Raw genomic sequence first — 16826 nt, 5'->3', positions numbered from 1 at the left:
CATCCTTGCGGTTCAGACAGCATGCGCTGCCATGTGGCGCTCAGCCACGAAATCTTCAAACTTTGTCTTCGTTGCAGAAAGCGGTTCTGCCAGATGAATGGCGGCACCGGCGACAGCATCGCCAATAACAACCATGACCGGCCCTTCCAGATCGCTGCGCTGTTCAAGTGCTGGCAGATCTTTCAATGTCCCGTGGAACATGCGACGTTCCGCACGTCCGGCATTTTCAATCACAGCAACGCCGGTATCCGCATGAAGGCCCGCCTCAATCAGGCGATTGGCAACGGAAGCAGCAACACTCCGGCCCATATAAACGGCGATGGTTGCACCGGAAATAGCCAGGCGTGCCCAATCCGGCAGTATATCGCCCGTCATATCGTGGCCAGTGGTAAAGACCAGCGAGGACGCAACGCCGCGCAATGTGAGCGGAAGCTGCATATCTGCTGCGGCAGCGAAGGCAGATGTAATACCAGGGACAATCTCAAAGGAGATACCGGCATCGCGCAAAGCGGCCATTTCTTCGCCAGCACGTCCATAAACCAGCGGATCACCAGATTTCAATCGAACGACGCGCTTGCCTTCGCGGCCAAGCGTTACAAGAAGATCATTGATCTCGCTTTGGCTCTTGGAATGGCAACCCTTGCGCTTGCCCACAGACAGTCTCGTGGCATCGCGGCGGCCCATGGCAACAACAGCCTCCGGCACCAGCGCATCATAAACAATCACATCAGCTTCCATCAGGACGCGGTGCGCACGCAAGGTCAGCAAATCCTCAACGCCCGGACCCGCCCCAACCAACCAGACATAGCCTTTGGGAGAACCCTGATTTTCGAGCAGATTTGCGGCAGCGTCATGGGCTCCGATCAGATCATTCTTATAAACATTGCTTGCTACATCGCCCGAAAAGAATGAGCGCCAGAAAATGCGCCGCGACAGTCCCTTTTTCACCAGTCGTTCAACGGCAGGCCGGTAGGCATTGGCGAGACGGGCCAGATCCCCGAGACGCGGGGAGAAAGCCGCATCAATGCGCGCACGGATGAGCTGGGTCAGTACAGGGCCCGTACCCTCAGAGCCTATGGCAATGGCGATAGGCGCGCGATTGACAATGGCAGGTGTGTAGAAGTCACACAGATCAGGACGGTCAACGACATTAACAGGAATATTCTGGCGGTGCGCTTCATCGGCAATGGCAATATCCTGATCTTCATCGCCAGTGGCGACAAAGACCAGCTTTGCGCCGGTCAGATGCTTGGGAGCAAATTTTTCTACAATATGGTCGTAGTTGCCGCTCCGCAAAAAGGCGGCAAGTTCTGGTTCCGGTTCGGCAGCGACTATGCGGATGGTGGCACTGGTTTGTGTCAGAAGACGGGCCTTGTTCAAGGCCTCTTCCCCATTGCCTATAACCACAAGCACCTCGTTCCGAACACGGAAGAAGGCTGGAAAGACAGATAGCTGGTTGGAACGAATAGGCATGAATCGTGGGTATCCCAATGGCTATGGGAATTATCCGATATCAATGACCTGATTATAAGAAACAGAAATGCGCCGTTTCACGCGCAGGAGCATATAATTTCTGAAAAACCGAAGGTAATCGGATTCTCTTTCTGCGCCATACATAGTTGCACCTCCCCTCGCTCCATAAAAGGAGGTGGGAAAGGCCAAAGGAACGCAGCCGCAAATGAACGGCGCTCGATACACGACCATTCTTATCGGGTTTAAATCCGATTGCAAGTTGTTTTTTATTTTTTCATGACTGTCGGGATCTGACAATTCTATTCGTCATTCGGAAGTGAGTTATCAAATAGAGAGGATTTTATCCCGATGCGTATGATTTTCGTAAACCTGCCGATCAAGAATCTTGCTGCTTCAAAAGCCTTTTTTGCGGCTTTAGGGTTTAGCTTCAATCCGGACTTCTCTGACGAGAAAACAACCTGCATGATTATCGAAGAGAATATTTTTGCAATGTTGATGGAAGAAGACCGCTTCAAGGACTTCATCAATAACGGCATTAGCGACGCAACGAAATCTCAGGAAGTGCTCATTGCGCTTTCGGCAGCAAGCAAGGAAGAAGTCGATGAGACTTTTGCAAAGGCGATTGCTGCGGGGGGCAAGGAATGGAAGCCAAAGCAAGACTATGAAGGCTTCATGTATGGATGCAGCTTTCAGGATATTGACGGCCATGTCTGGGAAATCGTCCACATGGTGCCGCAAGCCCAATGATGCTCATACCAAAATGCGATAATCTTGACTCTTCGCATTTTGGTAAAGCCCGTGTGGCGCTTGAACATCTTCAAGGCGTGATGCGTCAGCATCTCAGCGCCTTGGTATCAGGCAGTAAATATAGCCGGAACATGAACGGGCCAACGCCAAGGCAAGATCGCAACCAGATCAAAGCGAAGCGAAAGGCGGTCATGATCCGGCTGACGGGCCAGCCATTGGTCAGCGGCAGCCTCTATTCGGCGCATGGCGAGCGGATTGACCGAATCCATCGCCTGCTGAAGCGTACGCCGCGCTTTGACCTCAATGATGAGGACAATATTGCCGCGTCGCGCAATCAGATCGATTTCTCCGAGCTTCGTGCGATAGCGGCGATCCACAATCCGATAGCCTTTCAGAACCACAGCAAATGCGGCTAGGCGTTCGGCAGAGTGGCCGCGACGGTAAGCTTTATGACGCTTGTCCTTCGCGCCCATCGGCATTCCTACTTCATCGCCAGCAAACGTTGGTAAAGCTCGCCTTTTGGGCGGCCTGTCATGCGGGAGGCTTCCCCCGCCGCCTTTGCAGGCGACATTTCCTGACTGAGGGCTTTCAGCAATGCGTCAATATCCTCATCGCTGCGCGCCACATGTTCATCTTGCCGTGGTGGTCCGATCACCAGAACAACCTCACCGCGAATACGGTCTTCACCATCGAACTCCGCAGCAAGTTCTTTTAAAGGCAATGTAGTCACCGTCTCATATGCCTTGGTCAACTCGCGGCAGAGCGAGCCTTGGCGCTCAGGTCCGAAAGTCTCAACCATATCGGCCAGGGTCGCTGCGGCGCGATTGGGCGATTCGAAGAACACCAGCGCGGCATCCAATGTCTTCAACTGTTCCAGCTTTGCCCGGCGCTGGCCCTGTTTGGAGGAAAGGAATCCGGCAAAGTAAAACGCATCCTTGAACAGGCCAGAAGCAGTCAAGGCTGCAAGGACAGAGGATGCGCCAGGGATTGGCACGACACGAATGCCAGCCGCTTTGGCTTCAGGAACAAGCCGCCCGCCTGGGTCTGAAACCAGCGGCGTACCGGCATCGGAAATGAGCGCAACGCTCTTTCCGGCAAGGAGTGCCTCGATAATTTTGGGCCCTGCCATCTCGGCATTGTGCTCGTGATAGGCGTAGGGACGGCGGGAAATACCATAGCGATCAAGCAGGACGCGGCTGACGCGCGTGTCCTCGCAAGCGATAATGTCGGCTGCCGCCAAGGTCTCAATACCGCGAAGGGTCATGTCGCCAAGATTGCCTATGGGTGTCGCCACGATGTAGAGCGCAGGCTCAAGAGGCCGCGCACGATAGGACGAACTGCCAATCTGGTAGCTCCGGTCCTTTTCATCAGGTTGGTGGGCCTCAGACACGCTTTATCCTCAAGCTGCGAGATCAGCGATAACGGCATTGAGCACGATAGCGCCTTCGGGTGTTGTGCGGATGCGACTATTACCGATATATTCGATAAGCCCCTGTTCCGCCAAAGAGATTACACGGCTTTCCTTGACACCATGGCCGGTCAGGCGCTCATAACGGGAAAGATCAATACCCTCTACCAGACGCAGGCCCATCAGCAGAAACTCGTCTCCCTCCTGCTCGCCCGTCAGAAACTCTTCTTCGACAATGCCATGGCCATCCGCCTCGACCTTCTGCATCCATGTTTCAGGATGACGCTCGGTGATGGTTACAGCACGCGTACCATTTTCGATAAAACGCCCATGGGCGCCCGGACCAACTCCAACATATTCACCATAGCGCCAATAAACGAGATTATGCTGGGATTCTGCGCCCGGCGCGGCATGGTTTGAAATCTCATAGGCTGGCAGACCATACTTTGCAGTGACTTCTTGCGTTTCAGCGTAAAGTGCCGCCGCGTGGTCGCCGTCGGGCGTTATCAGTTTTCCTGCCTTCCATAGATTGTAGAAAGGCGTGCCCTCTTCAATTGTCAGCTGGTAAAGCGACAGATGATCTGCCGCATAGGAAATTGCTTTGGCAAGCTCGTCCCGCCACGCTTCGATGGTCTGGTCCGGTCTTGCATAGATGAGATCAAATGAGAGCCTTGGAAAAATCTCCCGCGCAAGCTTGATCGCAACCAGCGCTTCGTCAACATTATGCATGCGGCCAAGACGACGCAGATCAGGATCATTCAGCGCCTGAACCCCCAAGGACACCCGATTGACACCAGCCGCGCGATAGCCACGAAAACGATCCGCCTCAACGCTGGTTGGATTAGCCTCCAGCGTAATTTCAATATCGTCCGGCACATGCCAGTTGCGCGCGATCTCGTTCAGGACAGAGGCTACGGTTTCCGGCTGCATCAATGATGGTGTGCCACCACCCAAAAATATGCTGGAGACTTTGCGCTGGCCCGTACGCTCGCGCATGGTTGCCATTTCGCGGGCAAATGCCGCTGCAAAGCGTGGCTGGTCGACAGCTTGATGCCGGACATGCGAGTTGAAATCGCAATAGGGGCATTTCGCCATGCAAAAGGGCCAGTGGACATAGATCCCGAAGCCGGATTCGGACCTATGGTCGCTATGACTCATGCAACGTCCAGACAATCTTTGGCAAATAGCTGAAAAGCGCGGGCACGGTGGGAGAGCGCCAATTCATCGCCAGGTTTCCAGCCATGTTTTTGTTCTGCGGTCATTTCACCGAATGTCGTCGCGTAGCCTTCTGGCCTGAAAACGGGATCAAAACCGAAGCCAGCTGTGCCACGCGGCGGCCAGACGATTTCGCCTTCCACTTCACCGCGATAATAATTTGCTTCGCCATCGGGCCAAGCAAGGCAAATGACAGAAACAAATCGACCGCTACGGTCTTCAGCCTTGGTCACACCCGCATCCTGAAGCGCCGTTTCGACCTTCTGCATACCATGCGCAAAGTCGCGCTTGCCATCCGGCAATTCAGCCCAATTGGCCGTGTAGACGCCGGGATTGCCGTCCAAAGCATCGACACACAGGCCGGAATCGTCAGAAAGCGCCACCAGCCCAGTGGCTTTGGCAGCGGCAAAGGCCTTGATATAGGCATTCTCTTCAAAGGTCGTGCCTGTCTCATCCGGCTCGGGCAGACCTAGCTCTGCGGCAGAGACGACCTCAAAACCAAAAGGACCAAGCAGATCAATCATTTCGTTGATCTTACCCTGATTGTGGCTGGCAACCAGCAGCTTGCCCTTTTCGAGTGTTCTCATTTCAGATTCCATAATTTTGGTTCGGCGAACTCGACCGAATTACCGGCGGGGTCACGAAAATAAAGCGAATGTGCGCCACTTGGCCAATCGAATTCGCTTTCGATGGCAATGCCATGTTTCTCGAGATGGGATTTCCATGCAGCAATTTCATCCCGTGTGGCGCGAAAACACACATGACCCGGACCTTCCGCTCCATGCTTTGGAATGGGCAGCCCACCAGCGGGGCGCTGTTTCAGCTTTTCCACGTTGAAAACGATGAGTACACCTGCCCCGCAGACGAAGAATGCAGATTCTTCCCCTGCCCGCAAAATGCACTCAAGCCCGAGAACGCCACTATAGAACTGCGCCGCAGCCTCGACGTCATCAACATAAAGCGCTGTTTCCAGAATAGATGATGGCTGCATGGTCATTACTCTTAGCTAACCGCCATTTTTTGCAGTGAGACCAGCCGCGTAATGCCATTACGGGCCAAATCCATCAGCGCCAGCAATTCTTCCTGTGAGAACGGTTCACCTTCGGCAGTACCCTGCACCTCAACAATTCCACCCTTGCCGGTCATGACAAAATTGGCGTCAGTCTGTGCCGTGGAATCTTCCAGATAATCGAGATCAATGACGGGCGTTCCGTTGGATATACCGCATGAAATCGCGGCAACATGATCCTTGAGAACCTTGTCAACTTTCAGCATCTGGCGTGTCTCCATCCAGCGCAAGCATTCATGCAAGGCAACCCAGCCTCCGGTGATTGCCGCAGTTCGCGTGCCGCCATCGGCCTGAATCACATCGCAATCAACCGTAATCTGCACTTCGCCCAGCGCCTGCAGATCAATGACTGCACGCAAGGAACGCGCGATCAGCCGCTGAATCTCAAGCGTTCGGCCGCCCTGTTTACCCGAAGATGCCTCACGGCGCATGCGATCACCCGTCGAACGGGGCAGCATGCCATATTCCGCTGTCACCCAGCCCTTGCCGGTATTACGCATCCAACCCGGTACTTTTTCCTCAAGGCTGGCTGTACACAAAACATGGGTATCGCCAAATTTAACCAGGCACGAGCCCTCGGCATGTTTTGAAATGCCGCGCTCAAAGGAAATGGCGCGCATTTCGTCGGGGGCTCGTTTGGAGTGACGCATGGATAGACCTCTTGTTGATAAGCTTTCCGCCTTTTAACCGCGATGATGTTATGAAGCAAAGGCTTTGATGATTGCTCTAACAATGCTTATATCTATGGCACAGTCATGAGATAGATGAGGCATAATGAACAAAGCAGTCGCCCCGGAAGCACTCCAATCGCTCGATCAGAGATCACGCGATATTTTCCGGCGCATCGTCGAAAGTTATCTAGGCGACGGTGAACCTGTCGGATCGAGAAACCTGTCCCGCATATTGCCCGTCGCCTTGTCGCCGGCAACGATCCGCAATGTGATGAGCGATCTTGAACATCTCGGTCTCGTTTATGCGCCGCATATTTCCGCAGGACGCCTGCCCACACAGCTTGGGCTGCGCTTTTTCGTGGATGCCTTCATGGAGGTCGGCGATCTTTCATCTTCCGAACGCAATTCCATTGAGGCGCAGGTTCGTGCCGGTGATGCGCAGACCGCCGAGAACGTACTGACACAGGCCAGCCAGATCCTGTCCGGCATGTCGCGCGGCGCGGGCCTTGTGCTCGCGACGAAGGTGGAAGGCGCGTTGAAACACATCGAATTTGTGCGGCTGGAACCAACCAAAGCCCTGGCGGTTCTCGTGACGCAGAATGGCGATGTGGAAAACCGTGTCATTGACCTGCCAATCGGTGTCACGCCCTCACAACTGATCGAAGCATCCAACTTTCTCAATGCGCATATTCAGGGGCGTACCATTACCGAGGCAAGGCAGGAAATCGCCCGCCTGAAGGATGAGACGCAACAGGCTCTCGATAGTCTTTCGCAGCATCTGGTGCAGCAGGGTCTGGCTGTCTGGGGTGGTGACGGAGCTGGCCAGCCGGCACGCCTGATTGTCCGGGGCCGGGGTAATCTACTCGATTCCATCCACGCCGAAGCTGATTTGGAACGCCTGCGGCATCTTTTCGATGATCTGGAAACCAAGGAAGGCACGCTGCAACTGCTCGATCTAGCCGAAGCCGGACCTGGTGTGCGTATTTTCATCGGTTCAGAAAACAAGCTGTTTTCGCTATCCGGGTCCTCTTTGGTAATTGCGCCCTATCGGGATTCCGAACAGCGTATCATCGGTGCGCTTGGTGTCATTGGTCCGACCCGGTTGAACTATGCCCGCATCGTACCGATGGTGGACTATACGGCACAACTTGTCTCAAGACTCTTGCGTTAGCGCGGTTTGCACTTGATTTTCGGATGCTAAACCTCGATATCCAGCGCAACTTACGAATATAGGACGGACTGGATAGATGACTGACGAAAAGAACAATCACGACACACCTGATCTCGATCAGCGCGATCTGAAAAATCCGCGTGATCGCGATGCGCTGAAACGCGCTGCCGATGATTTTCTGAAATCGCGCAAGGCAGAGGAATATGCTCTGGCCAATGAAGACGAAGTCGAGACAAATGCTCAAAACTGGGCTGAGCTGGACAAGCTGCGCGCGGAAAATGGCGACCTGAAAGATCAGCTTCTCCGCCTTGCCGCCGACATGGAAAATTTGCGCAAGCGCACCGCTCGTGACGTGCATGATGCGCGCAGCTATTCGGTTGCAAACTTTGCGCGCGATGTACTCTCGGTTTCAGACAATCTGAAGCGCGCGCTGGAGGCGATTCCCGCTGATGCGCTGGCGCAGGGTGATGCTGGCTTCAAGGCACTGGCAGAGGGTGTGGAAATTACCGAACGCTCGCTGATGTCGGCTCTGGAGCGCCACGGCGTTAAGAAGATTGAACCGCAGGGCCAAAAATTTGACCCGAATTTCCATCAGGCAATGTTTGAAATTCCCAATGCTGACGTACCGCACAACACAGTGTTGCAGGTAGCACAGTCCGGTTTCGTTATTGGCGACCGCATGCTGCGCCCGGCTCTGGTTGGCGTTTCCAAAGGTGGCCCCAAGCAGGCCGCGGCTGAAGGTCAACCTGAACCCGGCCCAATTAATCCACAAGCGGAAAAAGACGCCTGAGCCAATCTGAGTGATTGAAAGAGCCGCGTTCCCAAGGGACGCGGCTCTTTTCATTTTGGCCGCTGCGTGCTGTATCTTCCAGCCAAATAAATGCGCGGAGCACTGCCCATGACCATGATTCAGATATTCAATTATGCGGGCGTGTTTGTGTTTGCTGCCACGGGCGCGCTTGCCGCTTCCCGGCGACAACTCGATATTATAGCCTTTATCTTTCTGGCTGCTGTTACCGGGATCGGCGGCGGCACGTTACGCGATCTCATTTTGGGCGTTCCGGTGTTTTGGGTTGAGGACCCGGGCAATTTGCTCGTCTGCATGGCAGCTGCCTTCATTGTCTACTTCTCGGCAAACTTACTGGAGTCGCGCTATCGCTTGCTGTTGTGGCTCGATGCGATGGGCCTTGCGGCCTATAGTGTTCTTGGTGCTGCCAAAGGACTGGCTCTGGGCTTCGATTCCACAATCGCAGTTGTAACAGGAATTTTGACCGCAACCTTTGGTGGTATATTGCGTGATATCGTTTCTGGTGAACCCTCGGTGCTCATGCGCCGCGAGATTTACGTCACGGCGGCATTGGCTGGCTCCAGCGCGTATACGCTTTTGTACAAACTCTCCGTTGCTCCCGAGATCGCAGCAGTTGCAGCCGCGCTCGCCGCTTTTGCCGTTCGCGGCGGAGCGCTATATTTCGGCTGGATATTACCCAACTATCACAAGCCCGGCCGCACCGATGAGGAACTCAAGCGGGACGGATATATCCGCTCGGAATAGGTTTATAGCAACCCCGCCTGTTCAGCTGCCGTCTTCAGATTTTGTTGAGGGCGAGGACCGATCTGCTGGATTACGAGTCCAGCTGTCAGCGAGCCAAGTTTTGCACAGTCGGTCAATGACCGGCCACTGGTATAACCAAACAGAAAGCCCGCAGCATAAAGATCACCTGCCCCGGTTGTATCCACCAATTCTTCAATTGCTATTGCCGGAACTGAAACGGTTACATCCCCCGACACGACGACCGAGCCTCTTTCGGAGCGTGTGATCGCAGCCAGCTTGCAATCCTTGCGGATCAACTCCAAACCGGTTTCGAAATCATCGGTTTGGTACAATGATTTCAACTCGGCTTCATTGGCAAAGACTATGTCGACCGTGCCTGAACGCATCAAATCAAGAAATTCGTCACGATATCTGTCTACACAGAATGGATCCGAAAGCGTCATCGATACTTCGCGGCCATATTCGTGGGCGATTTTTGCGGAAAGCCGGATCGCTTCCTTCGCGCGGGGCGGGTCCCAAAGGTAGCCTTCGAAATAGGTTACCTTTGCTTCAGAAACTTTCGAGCTTTCGACATCTTCCGGTCCAAGCTCAATGCAGGCGCCGAGATAGGTATTCATCGAACGTTCGCCATCGGGCGTTACAAAGATCATCGATCTGGCCGTGGGGGGCGGCGCCTGTAACACGCGCGTGTCGAATGCTACGCCTTGCGAGCGGATATCATGGGTAAAAATATGGCCAAGCTGATCATCGGCAACCTTGCCAAAATAAGCAGCACGGCCTCCAAGGCTAGCGATGCCAGCGGCGGTATTGCCGGCACTTCCGCCCGAAGCTTCGATCGCGGGGCCCATACGCCCGTAGAGAAATTCCGCACGCTCGGCATCAATGAGGTTCATTGCATTTTTGATGATGCCGTTCTTCACGATGAAATCGTCATCGGTGCGGGCAATGATATCGACAATAGCGTTGCCGATGCAAAGCACGTCATAGCTGGACATGAATTCTCCGGATTGCGAGGCCTTAGCGGCGATTACACCTTAAGTGAATATTCCGGAGCACTTGGTAGCGCGTCAGCAACGGCTTTACCACCCCCTCCGTTGCATGTTGCCTTGTCATCAACCATTACCGAACCTATGTCCCCTATATAGGAACAACTGGAGCACGGAACGCCATGATACTCGAAAGCGCTCGCGCTGCTGCTGGGCATCTATTCAGGCCGGAGTTCCGCTCCGTGCTGTGGAAATCGATCGGACTGACAGTTCTGCTGCTTGCTGGGGTGTGGTTTGGCTTGCGCGAACTCTTTGAAATTCTGGCTTGGCCATTTGTTGACCAAATGATGCCGGACCTGCCTTCCTGGGCTGGCTGGATCGGTTTTATCGCTGGGATTCTGGCAAGTCTGGGACTGGCTCTCGGACTGGCCTTGTTGATCGCGCCAGTGACCGCCATCGTTGCAGGCCTGTTTCTCGATGATGTTGCTGAAGTCGTGGAAAAAGAAGATTACCCGCTTGATCCCAAGGGAAAGCCTCTTCCTGCATTGCGCTCTTTTATTCTTTCGGCAAAGTTTCTGGGTGTCGTCATCGTCGGCAATTTCATTGCATTGCTTCTGCTGCTGATCCCTGGCGTCAACATTATCGCGTTCTTCATGGTGAACGGCTATTTGCTGGGCCGAGAATTCTTTGAATTTGCCGCCATGCGATTCCGCCCTGAAATGGAAGCAAAGGCTTTGCGCTCCAAACATTCGACCACGGTATTTCTGGCAGGATTGGTGATTGCAGCTTTCATGGCCATTCCGATTTTGAACCTGCTGACACCCTTGTTTGCAGCAGCAATGATGGTGCATCTGCACAAGGCCGTTGCACAGTCCGAGCCTCCTGCGGCGGTGAGTTAGAAAACCTGAGGCGGCAGAGGCACCAGGGGCGCGGGTATTTCCGACGTCTTTTCGGCGGCCTTGCAGATATCGGCGATGACACAGGCAGGGCATTCCGGTTTGCGGGCCTTGCAAGTGTATCGCCCGTGCAGAATAAGCCAGTGATGAGCATGATAAAGATATTCCGCAGGAATAATCTTCATCAGTTTGTCTTCCACCTGTTCAGGGGTTTTGCCGGGTGCCAGACCAAGGCGATTGCCTATGCGGAAAATATGGGTATCGACCGCCATCGTTGCCTGACCGAAAGCCATTGAAAGCACGACATTAGCGGTTTTGCGCCCTACACCCGGCAGCTTGACCAGTTCATCCCTGTCATTCGGAACAACACTGCCATATTTGGTGATCAGCGTTTGTGAGAGCGTAATGACATTCTTTGCCTTGTTACGCCAAAGGCCTATTGTTCGGATATATTCGCCGACTTTTTCTTCGCCAAGCGCCAGCATCTTTTCAGGCGTATCGGCAATTTTGAACAGCGCACGCGTCGCCTTGTTTACACCGACATCCGTCGCTTGTGCCGAAAGCACCACAGCAACAAGCAGCGTAAAGGGATTGACGTGCTCAAGCTCCCCCTTTGGTTCTGGCCTCTGAACCGCAAACCGCCTGAAAATTTCATGGATTTCCGCTGCAGTATAGCTCGTACCAGCCACGCGGCGAGGCTTGGCTGATACAGGGCTACTCACGCTAATCTGATCAATTTTATGCTTGGGATTTTCCATTTGCCTTCTATACTTATACACCATGAGCCAAACAATCGACCCAATTGACGCTGGCGCCCACAACGAAGAAGAGATTTTTCGCGCTCTTCTGGTGCCGCACCGTTCGCTCGGAAAAATGGGGTTTCTCGTGGTTATGGGAGCGCTGGGGATCAGCAGCTTTGTAACCGGTATTTTCTTCCTGATGCTGGGCGCTTGGCCGGTATTCGGGTTTTTCGGTCTTGATGTTCTGCTCGTCTATATTGCGTTCCGTCTGAACTACCGGTCTGCGCGTGCACATGAGGAAGTGAGCATTTCGCGCATCGCTTTGCAGGTCCGTCAGGTTGCGCCATCAGGGCGAAGCAAGTTGCATGAGTTCAACCCCTTCTGGACAAGGTTTCTCGTGTCTCGTCACTCGGAGATTGGTATTACATCGATGCGGGTCGAGAGCCGTGGTAAAGCTTTGACCATAGGCTCATTCCTTAATCCGGATGATCGCGAAAGCTTTGCTTCCGCTTTTCAAAGGGCGCTGGCGACCGCCAAAAGCCGGTAGTGCAGAGCGTGCAAGAATCGGGTGGCGGCAAAGGCTTATCAATGGTCATATAGCCTCAACAACGAGGTACAGAACCATGAAACCACAGGCCATACTTCAAAAGGACATTACGCCGAAGGGTGATGATTACGCCATTGTGAGCCATATCATAGAGCGCATCAGCAAGGATTATCGTGACCAGCCTTCGCTTGAGACACTGGCGCGCGACACTGGCCTCTCACCAACGGGACTGCAAAAGCTTTTCACGCGATGGGCAGGTCTGTCACCAAAGGGTTTTTTGCAGGCAGTGACTATCGACCATGCGCGACGCCTGCTCGATGACGGGATGCCTCTGCTGGAAACAGCGTATGAAACCGGCCTTTCAGGACCAGGTCGCCTGCATGATCTGTTCGTAACCCATGAAGGCATGTCGCCCAGTGATTACAAATCGCGCGGTGCAGGACTTACCATCCGTTACGGTTTCCTCATCTCACCCTTTGGTCAAGCTCTGATCATGGTGACCGAAAGGGGATTGGCTGGTCTGGCCTTTGCCGACCCTGGCAAGGAACGCGATGCCTTTGCTGATATGTCATCGCGCTGGCCGAATGCCACCTATGTCGAAGATCTGGGCGCGACTGCCCCCTATGCGGCACGGGTCTTCAATCCGGCAGAATGGCGCGCCGACAAACCCCTAAAGGTCGTAACCATTGGTACGGACTTTCAACTTCGCGTTTGGGAAGCGCTGTTAAAGATTCCTATGGGCAAATGCGTTGCCTATTCCGACATTGCTGCCGATATCGGATCACCCAAAGCATCGCGCGCCGTTGGCGCGGCGGTAGGAGCCAATCCGGTTTCCTTCGTCGTGCCTTGCCATCGGGCAGTGGGGAAATCCGGAGCTTTGACGGGTTATCATTGGGGCCTTACCCGCAAGCGGGCAATTCTTGGCTGGGAGGCAGGGCAGCTTGGCACCGGAGAAGAGATAAGCCAAGCAGGATGACGAATTAAGCAATTCCCGGTCATCCTGCCCTTGACCTTCCAGTTACTGGAAAGATTATCTTTGATGCACTATCTGGTTTCTAACCGAAAGCTGCATCATGAAACACGATCATAGCCATCATCATAATCACTCCTGCTGCGGAGGATCTCAGCCTCCATTGGATGCGGTTATACGCGATCCCGTTTGCGGAATGATTGTGGACCCGAATGCTGGCAAACTGTCGGCCACGCATGGCGGACGGGTGTTTCATTTCTGCTCCGCATCTTGCCATGCAAAATTCACAAAAGAGCCGGCAAACTATCTTGAAGCCACAGACCCTGTTTGCGGTATGAAGGTCGACCGCGCCAGCGCCAAACATTTTCTGCGGCATGAGGGCGAGAAATATTATTTCTGCTCAGCCAGCTGTATGGCGAAGTTTGAAAAGGCCCCGCAAGATTATCTTGGTGACCGCCCTGCGCCGAAGCCAATGCCTGCCGGAACGCAATATACCTGCCCTATGCATCCGGAAATCATCAGCGATGTTCCCGGCTCTTGCCCGCTTTGTGGAATGGCTCTGGAGCCAATGGGAATACCGACGGGTGATGAGGGACCCAATCCCGAACTTGTCGATTTTACCAAGCGCTTCTGGATCAGTGCACTTTGTTCAGTGCCGCTTTTGCTCATGACAATGGGACCAATGCTCGGACTGCCCTTGCGTTCGTGGATTGGAGAGGAACTTGCGATCTGGCTGGAATTTGCTTTAGCAACGCCAGTCGTCCTTTGGGCGGCAATCCCCTTCTTCGAACGCGCCTGGTCGTCCTTCGTCCATCGCAGCCCGAACATGTGGACGCTTATCGCCATTGGCGTTGGTGCGGCCTATGCGTTCAGTGTCGTTGCAACATTTCTGCCGGATATTTTTCCCCATTCCTTCCGCATGCATGGCGGTTCGGTGCCGGTTTACTTTGAAGCGGCAGCGGTTATCGTTACGCTTGTTTTCCTTGGTCAAATTCTTGAGTTAAAGGCGCGCGAGCGAACCGGCTCGGCGATCCGTGCCCTGCTTGACCTTGCGCCAAAGACTGCCAGACGCCTTGCCAAGGATGGCACGGAAACAGATGTCCCGCTGGATGACGTGATGGTGAGTGATCGTCTTCGTGTTCGCCCCGGCGAAAGCGTGCCGGTGGATGGCATTGTTGTTGAGGGCCGTTCGTCAATTGACGAATCCATGCTGACCGGCGAACCGCTTCCAGTTGAAAAGAACGTCGAGGACACTGTCACAGGCGGCACGCTCAATCGGAATGGCACTTTGCTGATCACGGCGGAAAAGGTGGGGGCGGATACTGTTCTGTCCCAGATCGTTGGCATGGTCGCGTCGGCACAGCGCTCGCGTGCGCCGATTCAGGGCATGGCAGACCGTGTCGCCAGTTACTTCGTTCCTGCCGTGGTTGTTGTTGCTCTCGTCGCATTCGCTGTCTGGGCTCTCATCGGACCAGAACCTGGCATGATCTATGGCCTCGTTGCAGCCGTTTCGGTGCTTATCATAGCCTGTCCCTGTGCGCTTGGGCTGGCAACGCCAATGTCAATTATGACTGCCACAGGGCGCGGTGCCCAGGCCGGCGTTCTCATCAAAGACGCAGAAGCGCTTGAAAGCTTTGCCAATGTTGACACGCTCATTGTCGATAAAACCGGAACACTGACGGAGGGGAAACCGAAATTGACGGATATTGTAACCGTCGGTGGCATTTCCGAAAATGATTTGCTCGGCTTTGCGGCAAGCCTTGAAAAGGGCTCCGAGCATCCTTTGGCCGAAGCCATTATTGAAGGTTCAAAAGCACGAAATCTGACGGTTCAGAACGCGGCTGACTTCAATGCTGTCACCGGCAAAGGCATATCGGGCAAAATCGGCGCCAGCAATGTTGCGCTTGGTAACCTTGCCATGATGCAGGATATCGGCGTCGATATCGCTGCCCTTACCCAACAGGCTGATGCCCTGAGAGCAGCAGGCAAAAGCGCGCTCTTTATTGCCGTCGACGGCAAGGCCGCTGGTATTCTTGCGGTCGCCGATCCCATCAAATCAACGACCATCGAGGCCATACGAAAACTGCATGATGCAGGACTTCGCATCATTATGGCGACGGGCGATAACAAGGTGACAGCGCTGGCGGTCGCCAAAGAGCTAGGCATTGATGAGGTTCGCGCCGATATGCTGCCCGAGACCAAAAAACAGTTAATCGACGAATTGCATGCCAAGGGATCGAAGGTCGCCATGGCGGGTGATGGCGTCAATGATTCCCCTGCGCTTGCAGCCGCCGATGTTGGCATCGCAATGGGAACCGGAGCAGATGTCGCAATGCAAAGCGCCGGAATAACCTTGGTAAAAGGAGACCTCAACGGTATCGTTCGCGCCCGGTTGCTGGCTACGTCCACCATTCGCAATATCAAGCAAAACCTGTTCTTCGCCTTCATCTACAATGTGCTTGGCGTACCTGTAGCGGCCGGCGTGCTCTATCCGGTTTTCGGCCTCCTATTATCGCCGATGCTCGCTGCCGCAGCGATGAGTCTTTCCTCTGTTTCCGTAATCGCCAATGCGTTGCGGTTACGCACTATCAAACTGTGAGGTTTCCATGAATATTGGCAACGCTTCCGAACGCTCCGGCCTGCCGGCAAAGACAATCCGGTATTACGAGGATATCGGCCTGCTAAAACCAGACCGGGCCGATAATGGCTATCGCGACTACTCAATGTCCGACGTCCACAAGCTGCGCTTTTTGCAACGTTCGCGGGGGCTTGGATTTTCTGTGGAAGAGTGCCGCCAGTTGCTGGCATTATACGAGGATAAGGATCGTGCCAGCGCCGATGTCAAATCAATGGCGCAATCCAAACTCCAGGAAGTTGAGCGTAAGATCACTGAACTTCGTGAATTGCAGCATACGCTGAACCATCTGGTCGCCCATTGCCATGGCGACCAGAGGCCAGACTGTCCGATACTCGAAAATATTTCAGGCGAAGCTTAAAGCTAAAGCGTCGACACGACATCCGCAGAGATGCGCAGCTCGCGCATGGGTTTTACCAGCGCGGTCGTTGCCGAATATATGGGGTGGGCCTTGTAGGCTGCGAGCGCGGCGGCGTCCTCAAACTCGCCATAGACGACGACATCGATCTCATCGGAAACCGGATCTACCTTTGTGTTCTTCATCACCTCGAAGGCGGTTGAGTGCGGTATTTCACCAAGCTGTTTCAGCCCGGTGATGATTGCTTCAACATCATCTTTGTTACGGGCGCTGAAGAATACAATATGGCGGATCATAGCTGTTTCCTGATGCAATGGATTGCGCAGGACTTTTCATATCTGACCCCCGCCCGTCAATAGATGCGCTGTCGCAGGTTGGTCTCAAAGTT

General features: G+C 54.1%; 19 protein-coding genes. 9 read left to right on the top strand and 10 right to left on the bottom strand.

Going from position 1 to position 16826, the window contains the following annotated elements; translation table 11 throughout:
* Positions 1-12 precede the first annotated feature (12 nt).
* Entirely contained in the window at positions 13-1473 is a 1461-nt protein-coding gene (gene cysG, locus V9K95_RS07920) for a siroheme synthase CysG (RefSeq protein WP_336440238.1), read from the bottom strand.
* Positions 1474-1821: 348 nt separating this feature from the next.
* Between cysG and V9K95_RS07915 the strand changes: the two genes are divergently transcribed.
* Positions 1822-2220, top strand: a complete 399-nt coding sequence (locus V9K95_RS07915) for a VOC family protein (protein WP_115054625.1) — start codon at positions 1822-1824, stop codon at positions 2218-2220.
* A gap of 107 nt (positions 2221-2327) precedes the next feature.
* Here the strand turns inward: V9K95_RS07915 and V9K95_RS07910 are convergent, their stop codons facing one another.
* From V9K95_RS07910 to rph, 6 genes are read right to left on the bottom strand one after another with little or no spacing between them, the layout of a single operon-like run.
* Complete coding sequence (locus V9K95_RS07910; RefSeq protein WP_336440239.1) at positions 2328-2693, bottom strand: YraN family protein; 366 nt, start codon at positions 2691-2693, stop codon at positions 2328-2330.
* Positions 2694-2701: 8 nt separating this feature from the next.
* A complete protein-coding gene (gene rsmI, locus V9K95_RS07905; RefSeq protein ID WP_440808464.1) occupies positions 2702-3565 on the bottom strand; it encodes a 16S rRNA (cytidine(1402)-2'-O)-methyltransferase in 864 nt (287 codons plus the stop codon).
* Between the two features lie 54 nt (positions 3566-3619).
* Positions 3620-4786, bottom strand: coding sequence for a radical SAM family heme chaperone HemW (gene hemW / locus V9K95_RS07900; protein WP_336440241.1), 1167 nt, complete (start codon positions 4784-4786; stop codon positions 3620-3622).
* A complete protein-coding gene (rdgB, locus tag V9K95_RS07895; RefSeq protein WP_307281816.1) occupies positions 4783-5430 on the bottom strand; it encodes an RdgB/HAM1 family non-canonical purine NTP pyrophosphatase in 648 nt (215 codons plus the stop codon). Before rdgB ends, hemW begins: the two co-directional genes overlap by 4 nt.
* Positions 5427-5834, bottom strand: coding sequence for a VOC family protein (locus V9K95_RS07890; RefSeq protein ID WP_307281813.1), 408 nt, complete (start codon positions 5832-5834; stop codon positions 5427-5429). The genes rdgB and V9K95_RS07890 overlap by 4 nt, the downstream gene beginning before the upstream one ends.
* A gap of 11 nt (positions 5835-5845) precedes the next feature.
* The gene (rph, locus tag V9K95_RS07885) at positions 5846-6562 is read right to left on the bottom strand and encodes a ribonuclease PH (protein ID WP_336440242.1); all 717 of its coding nucleotides are present in this window, start codon (positions 6560-6562) and stop codon (positions 5846-5848) included.
* Between the two features lie 124 nt (positions 6563-6686).
* Between rph and hrcA the strand changes: the two genes are divergently transcribed.
* The 3 genes from hrcA to V9K95_RS07870 all read left to right on the top strand — a co-directional run bounded on the left by hrcA (position 6687) and on the right by V9K95_RS07870 (position 9306).
* Positions 6687-7754: a heat-inducible transcriptional repressor HrcA gene (hrcA, locus tag V9K95_RS07880; protein WP_307281808.1), complete on the top strand. Its 1068-nt coding sequence runs from the start codon at positions 6687-6689 to the stop codon at positions 7752-7754.
* Between the two features lie 76 nt (positions 7755-7830).
* Complete coding sequence (gene grpE, locus V9K95_RS07875; protein WP_115054619.1) at positions 7831-8544, top strand: nucleotide exchange factor GrpE; 714 nt, start codon at positions 7831-7833, stop codon at positions 8542-8544.
* Positions 8545-8652: 108 nt separating this feature from the next.
* Positions 8653-9306 carry a trimeric intracellular cation channel family protein gene (locus tag V9K95_RS07870; protein ID WP_115054618.1) on the top strand — a complete coding sequence of 218 codons (654 nt, stop codon included), beginning with the start codon at positions 8653-8655 and terminating at the stop codon, positions 9304-9306.
* Positions 9307-9308: 2 nt separating this feature from the next.
* Here the strand turns inward: V9K95_RS07870 and V9K95_RS07865 are convergent, their stop codons facing one another.
* Positions 9309-10301, bottom strand: a complete 993-nt coding sequence (locus V9K95_RS07865) for an adenosine kinase (RefSeq protein ID WP_115054617.1) — start codon at positions 10299-10301, stop codon at positions 9309-9311.
* 173 nt (positions 10302-10474) lie between these two features.
* On the opposite strand from V9K95_RS07865, the gene V9K95_RS07860 reads away from it, so the two are divergent.
* Positions 10475-11191 (top strand): sulfate transporter family protein, encoded by a 717-nt coding sequence (locus V9K95_RS07860; protein WP_336440243.1) that lies wholly within the window; start codon positions 10475-10477, stop codon positions 11189-11191.
* Here V9K95_RS07860 and nth read toward each other — a convergent pair.
* Positions 11188-11946, bottom strand: coding sequence for an endonuclease III (nth, locus tag V9K95_RS07855; RefSeq protein WP_115054615.1), 759 nt, complete (start codon positions 11944-11946; stop codon positions 11188-11190). The two genes, V9K95_RS07860 and nth, sit on opposite strands and share 4 nt — an antisense overlap.
* Positions 11947-11968: 22 nt before the next feature.
* On the opposite strand from nth, the gene V9K95_RS07850 reads away from it, so the two are divergent.
* The 4 genes from V9K95_RS07850 to cueR all read left to right on the top strand — a co-directional run bounded on the left by V9K95_RS07850 (position 11969) and on the right by cueR (position 16441).
* Positions 11969-12475 (top strand): DUF2244 domain-containing protein, encoded by a 507-nt coding sequence (locus V9K95_RS07850; protein ID WP_115054614.1) that lies wholly within the window; start codon positions 11969-11971, stop codon positions 12473-12475.
* Positions 12476-12551: 76 nt separating this feature from the next.
* Positions 12552-13451, top strand: a complete 900-nt coding sequence (locus tag V9K95_RS07845; RefSeq protein WP_337345100.1) for a bifunctional helix-turn-helix domain-containing protein/methylated-DNA--[protein]-cysteine S-methyltransferase — start codon at positions 12552-12554, stop codon at positions 13449-13451.
* Between the two features lie 97 nt (positions 13452-13548).
* On the top strand, positions 13549-16044 hold the full coding sequence (locus tag V9K95_RS07840; protein WP_336440244.1) for a heavy metal translocating P-type ATPase: 2496 nt from the start codon (positions 13549-13551) through the stop codon (positions 16042-16044).
* A 7-nt stretch (positions 16045-16051) separates the two neighbouring features.
* Positions 16052-16441, top strand: coding sequence for a Cu(I)-responsive transcriptional regulator (cueR, locus tag V9K95_RS07835; RefSeq protein WP_115054611.1), 390 nt, complete (start codon positions 16052-16054; stop codon positions 16439-16441).
* 2 nt (positions 16442-16443) lie between these two features.
* Here cueR and V9K95_RS07830 read toward each other — a convergent pair whose 3' ends face one another.
* A complete protein-coding gene (locus V9K95_RS07830; RefSeq protein ID WP_115054610.1) occupies positions 16444-16734 on the bottom strand; it encodes a Dabb family protein in 291 nt (96 codons plus the stop codon).
* Between the last annotated feature and the right edge of the window lie 92 nt (positions 16735-16826).

It is taken from the genome of Phyllobacterium sp. CCNWLW183, assembly GCF_037203775.1.
Classification (GTDB): Bacteria; Pseudomonadota; Alphaproteobacteria; order Rhizobiales; family Rhizobiaceae; genus Phyllobacterium; species Phyllobacterium ifriqiyense.
Note: the sequence above shows the minus strand (reverse complement) of the source record. Positions and strands in the feature narration are given on the sequence as shown.

Excerpts from the sequence above, each read along its gene's own strand:
- cysG (WP_336440238.1), bottom strand. The coding sequence starts at position 1,473 with ATGCCTATTCGTTCCAACCAGCTATCTGTCTTTCCAGCCTTCTTCCGT.
- V9K95_RS07915 (WP_115054625.1), top strand. The coding sequence starts at position 1,822 with ATGCGTATGATTTTCGTAAACCTGCCGATCAAGAATCTTGCTGCTTCA.
- V9K95_RS07910 (WP_336440239.1), bottom strand. The coding sequence starts at position 2,693 with ATGGGCGCGAAGGACAAGCGTCATAAAGCTTACCGTCGCGGCCACTCT.
- hemW (WP_336440241.1), bottom strand. The coding sequence starts at position 4,786 with ATGAGTCATAGCGACCATAGGTCCGAATCCGGCTTCGGGATCTATGTC.
- rdgB (WP_307281816.1), bottom strand. The coding sequence starts at position 5,430 with ATGAGAACACTCGAAAAGGGCAAGCTGCTGGTTGCCAGCCACAATCAG.
- V9K95_RS07890 (WP_307281813.1), bottom strand. The coding sequence starts at position 5,834 with ATGCAGCCATCATCTATTCTGGAAACAGCGCTTTATGTTGATGACGTC.
- rph (WP_336440242.1), bottom strand. The coding sequence starts at position 6,562 with ATGCGTCACTCCAAACGAGCCCCCGACGAAATGCGCGCCATTTCCTTT.
- hrcA (WP_307281808.1), top strand. The coding sequence starts at position 6,687 with ATGAACAAAGCAGTCGCCCCGGAAGCACTCCAATCGCTCGATCAGAGA.
- grpE (WP_115054619.1), top strand. The coding sequence starts at position 7,831 with ATGACTGACGAAAAGAACAATCACGACACACCTGATCTCGATCAGCGC.
- V9K95_RS07870 (WP_115054618.1), top strand. The coding sequence starts at position 8,653 with ATGACCATGATTCAGATATTCAATTATGCGGGCGTGTTTGTGTTTGCT.
- V9K95_RS07865 (WP_115054617.1), bottom strand. The coding sequence starts at position 10,301 with ATGTCCAGCTATGACGTGCTTTGCATCGGCAACGCTATTGTCGATATC.
- V9K95_RS07860 (WP_336440243.1), top strand. The coding sequence starts at position 10,475 with ATGATACTCGAAAGCGCTCGCGCTGCTGCTGGGCATCTATTCAGGCCG.
- nth (WP_115054615.1), bottom strand. The coding sequence starts at position 11,946 with ATGGAAAATCCCAAGCATAAAATTGATCAGATTAGCGTGAGTAGCCCT.
- V9K95_RS07850 (WP_115054614.1), top strand. The coding sequence starts at position 11,969 with ATGAGCCAAACAATCGACCCAATTGACGCTGGCGCCCACAACGAAGAA.
- V9K95_RS07845 (WP_337345100.1), top strand. The coding sequence starts at position 12,552 with ATGAAACCACAGGCCATACTTCAAAAGGACATTACGCCGAAGGGTGAT.
- V9K95_RS07840 (WP_336440244.1), top strand. The coding sequence starts at position 13,549 with ATGAAACACGATCATAGCCATCATCATAATCACTCCTGCTGCGGAGGA.
- cueR (WP_115054611.1), top strand. The coding sequence starts at position 16,052 with ATGAATATTGGCAACGCTTCCGAACGCTCCGGCCTGCCGGCAAAGACA.
- V9K95_RS07830 (WP_115054610.1), bottom strand. The coding sequence starts at position 16,734 with ATGATCCGCCATATTGTATTCTTCAGCGCCCGTAACAAAGATGATGTT.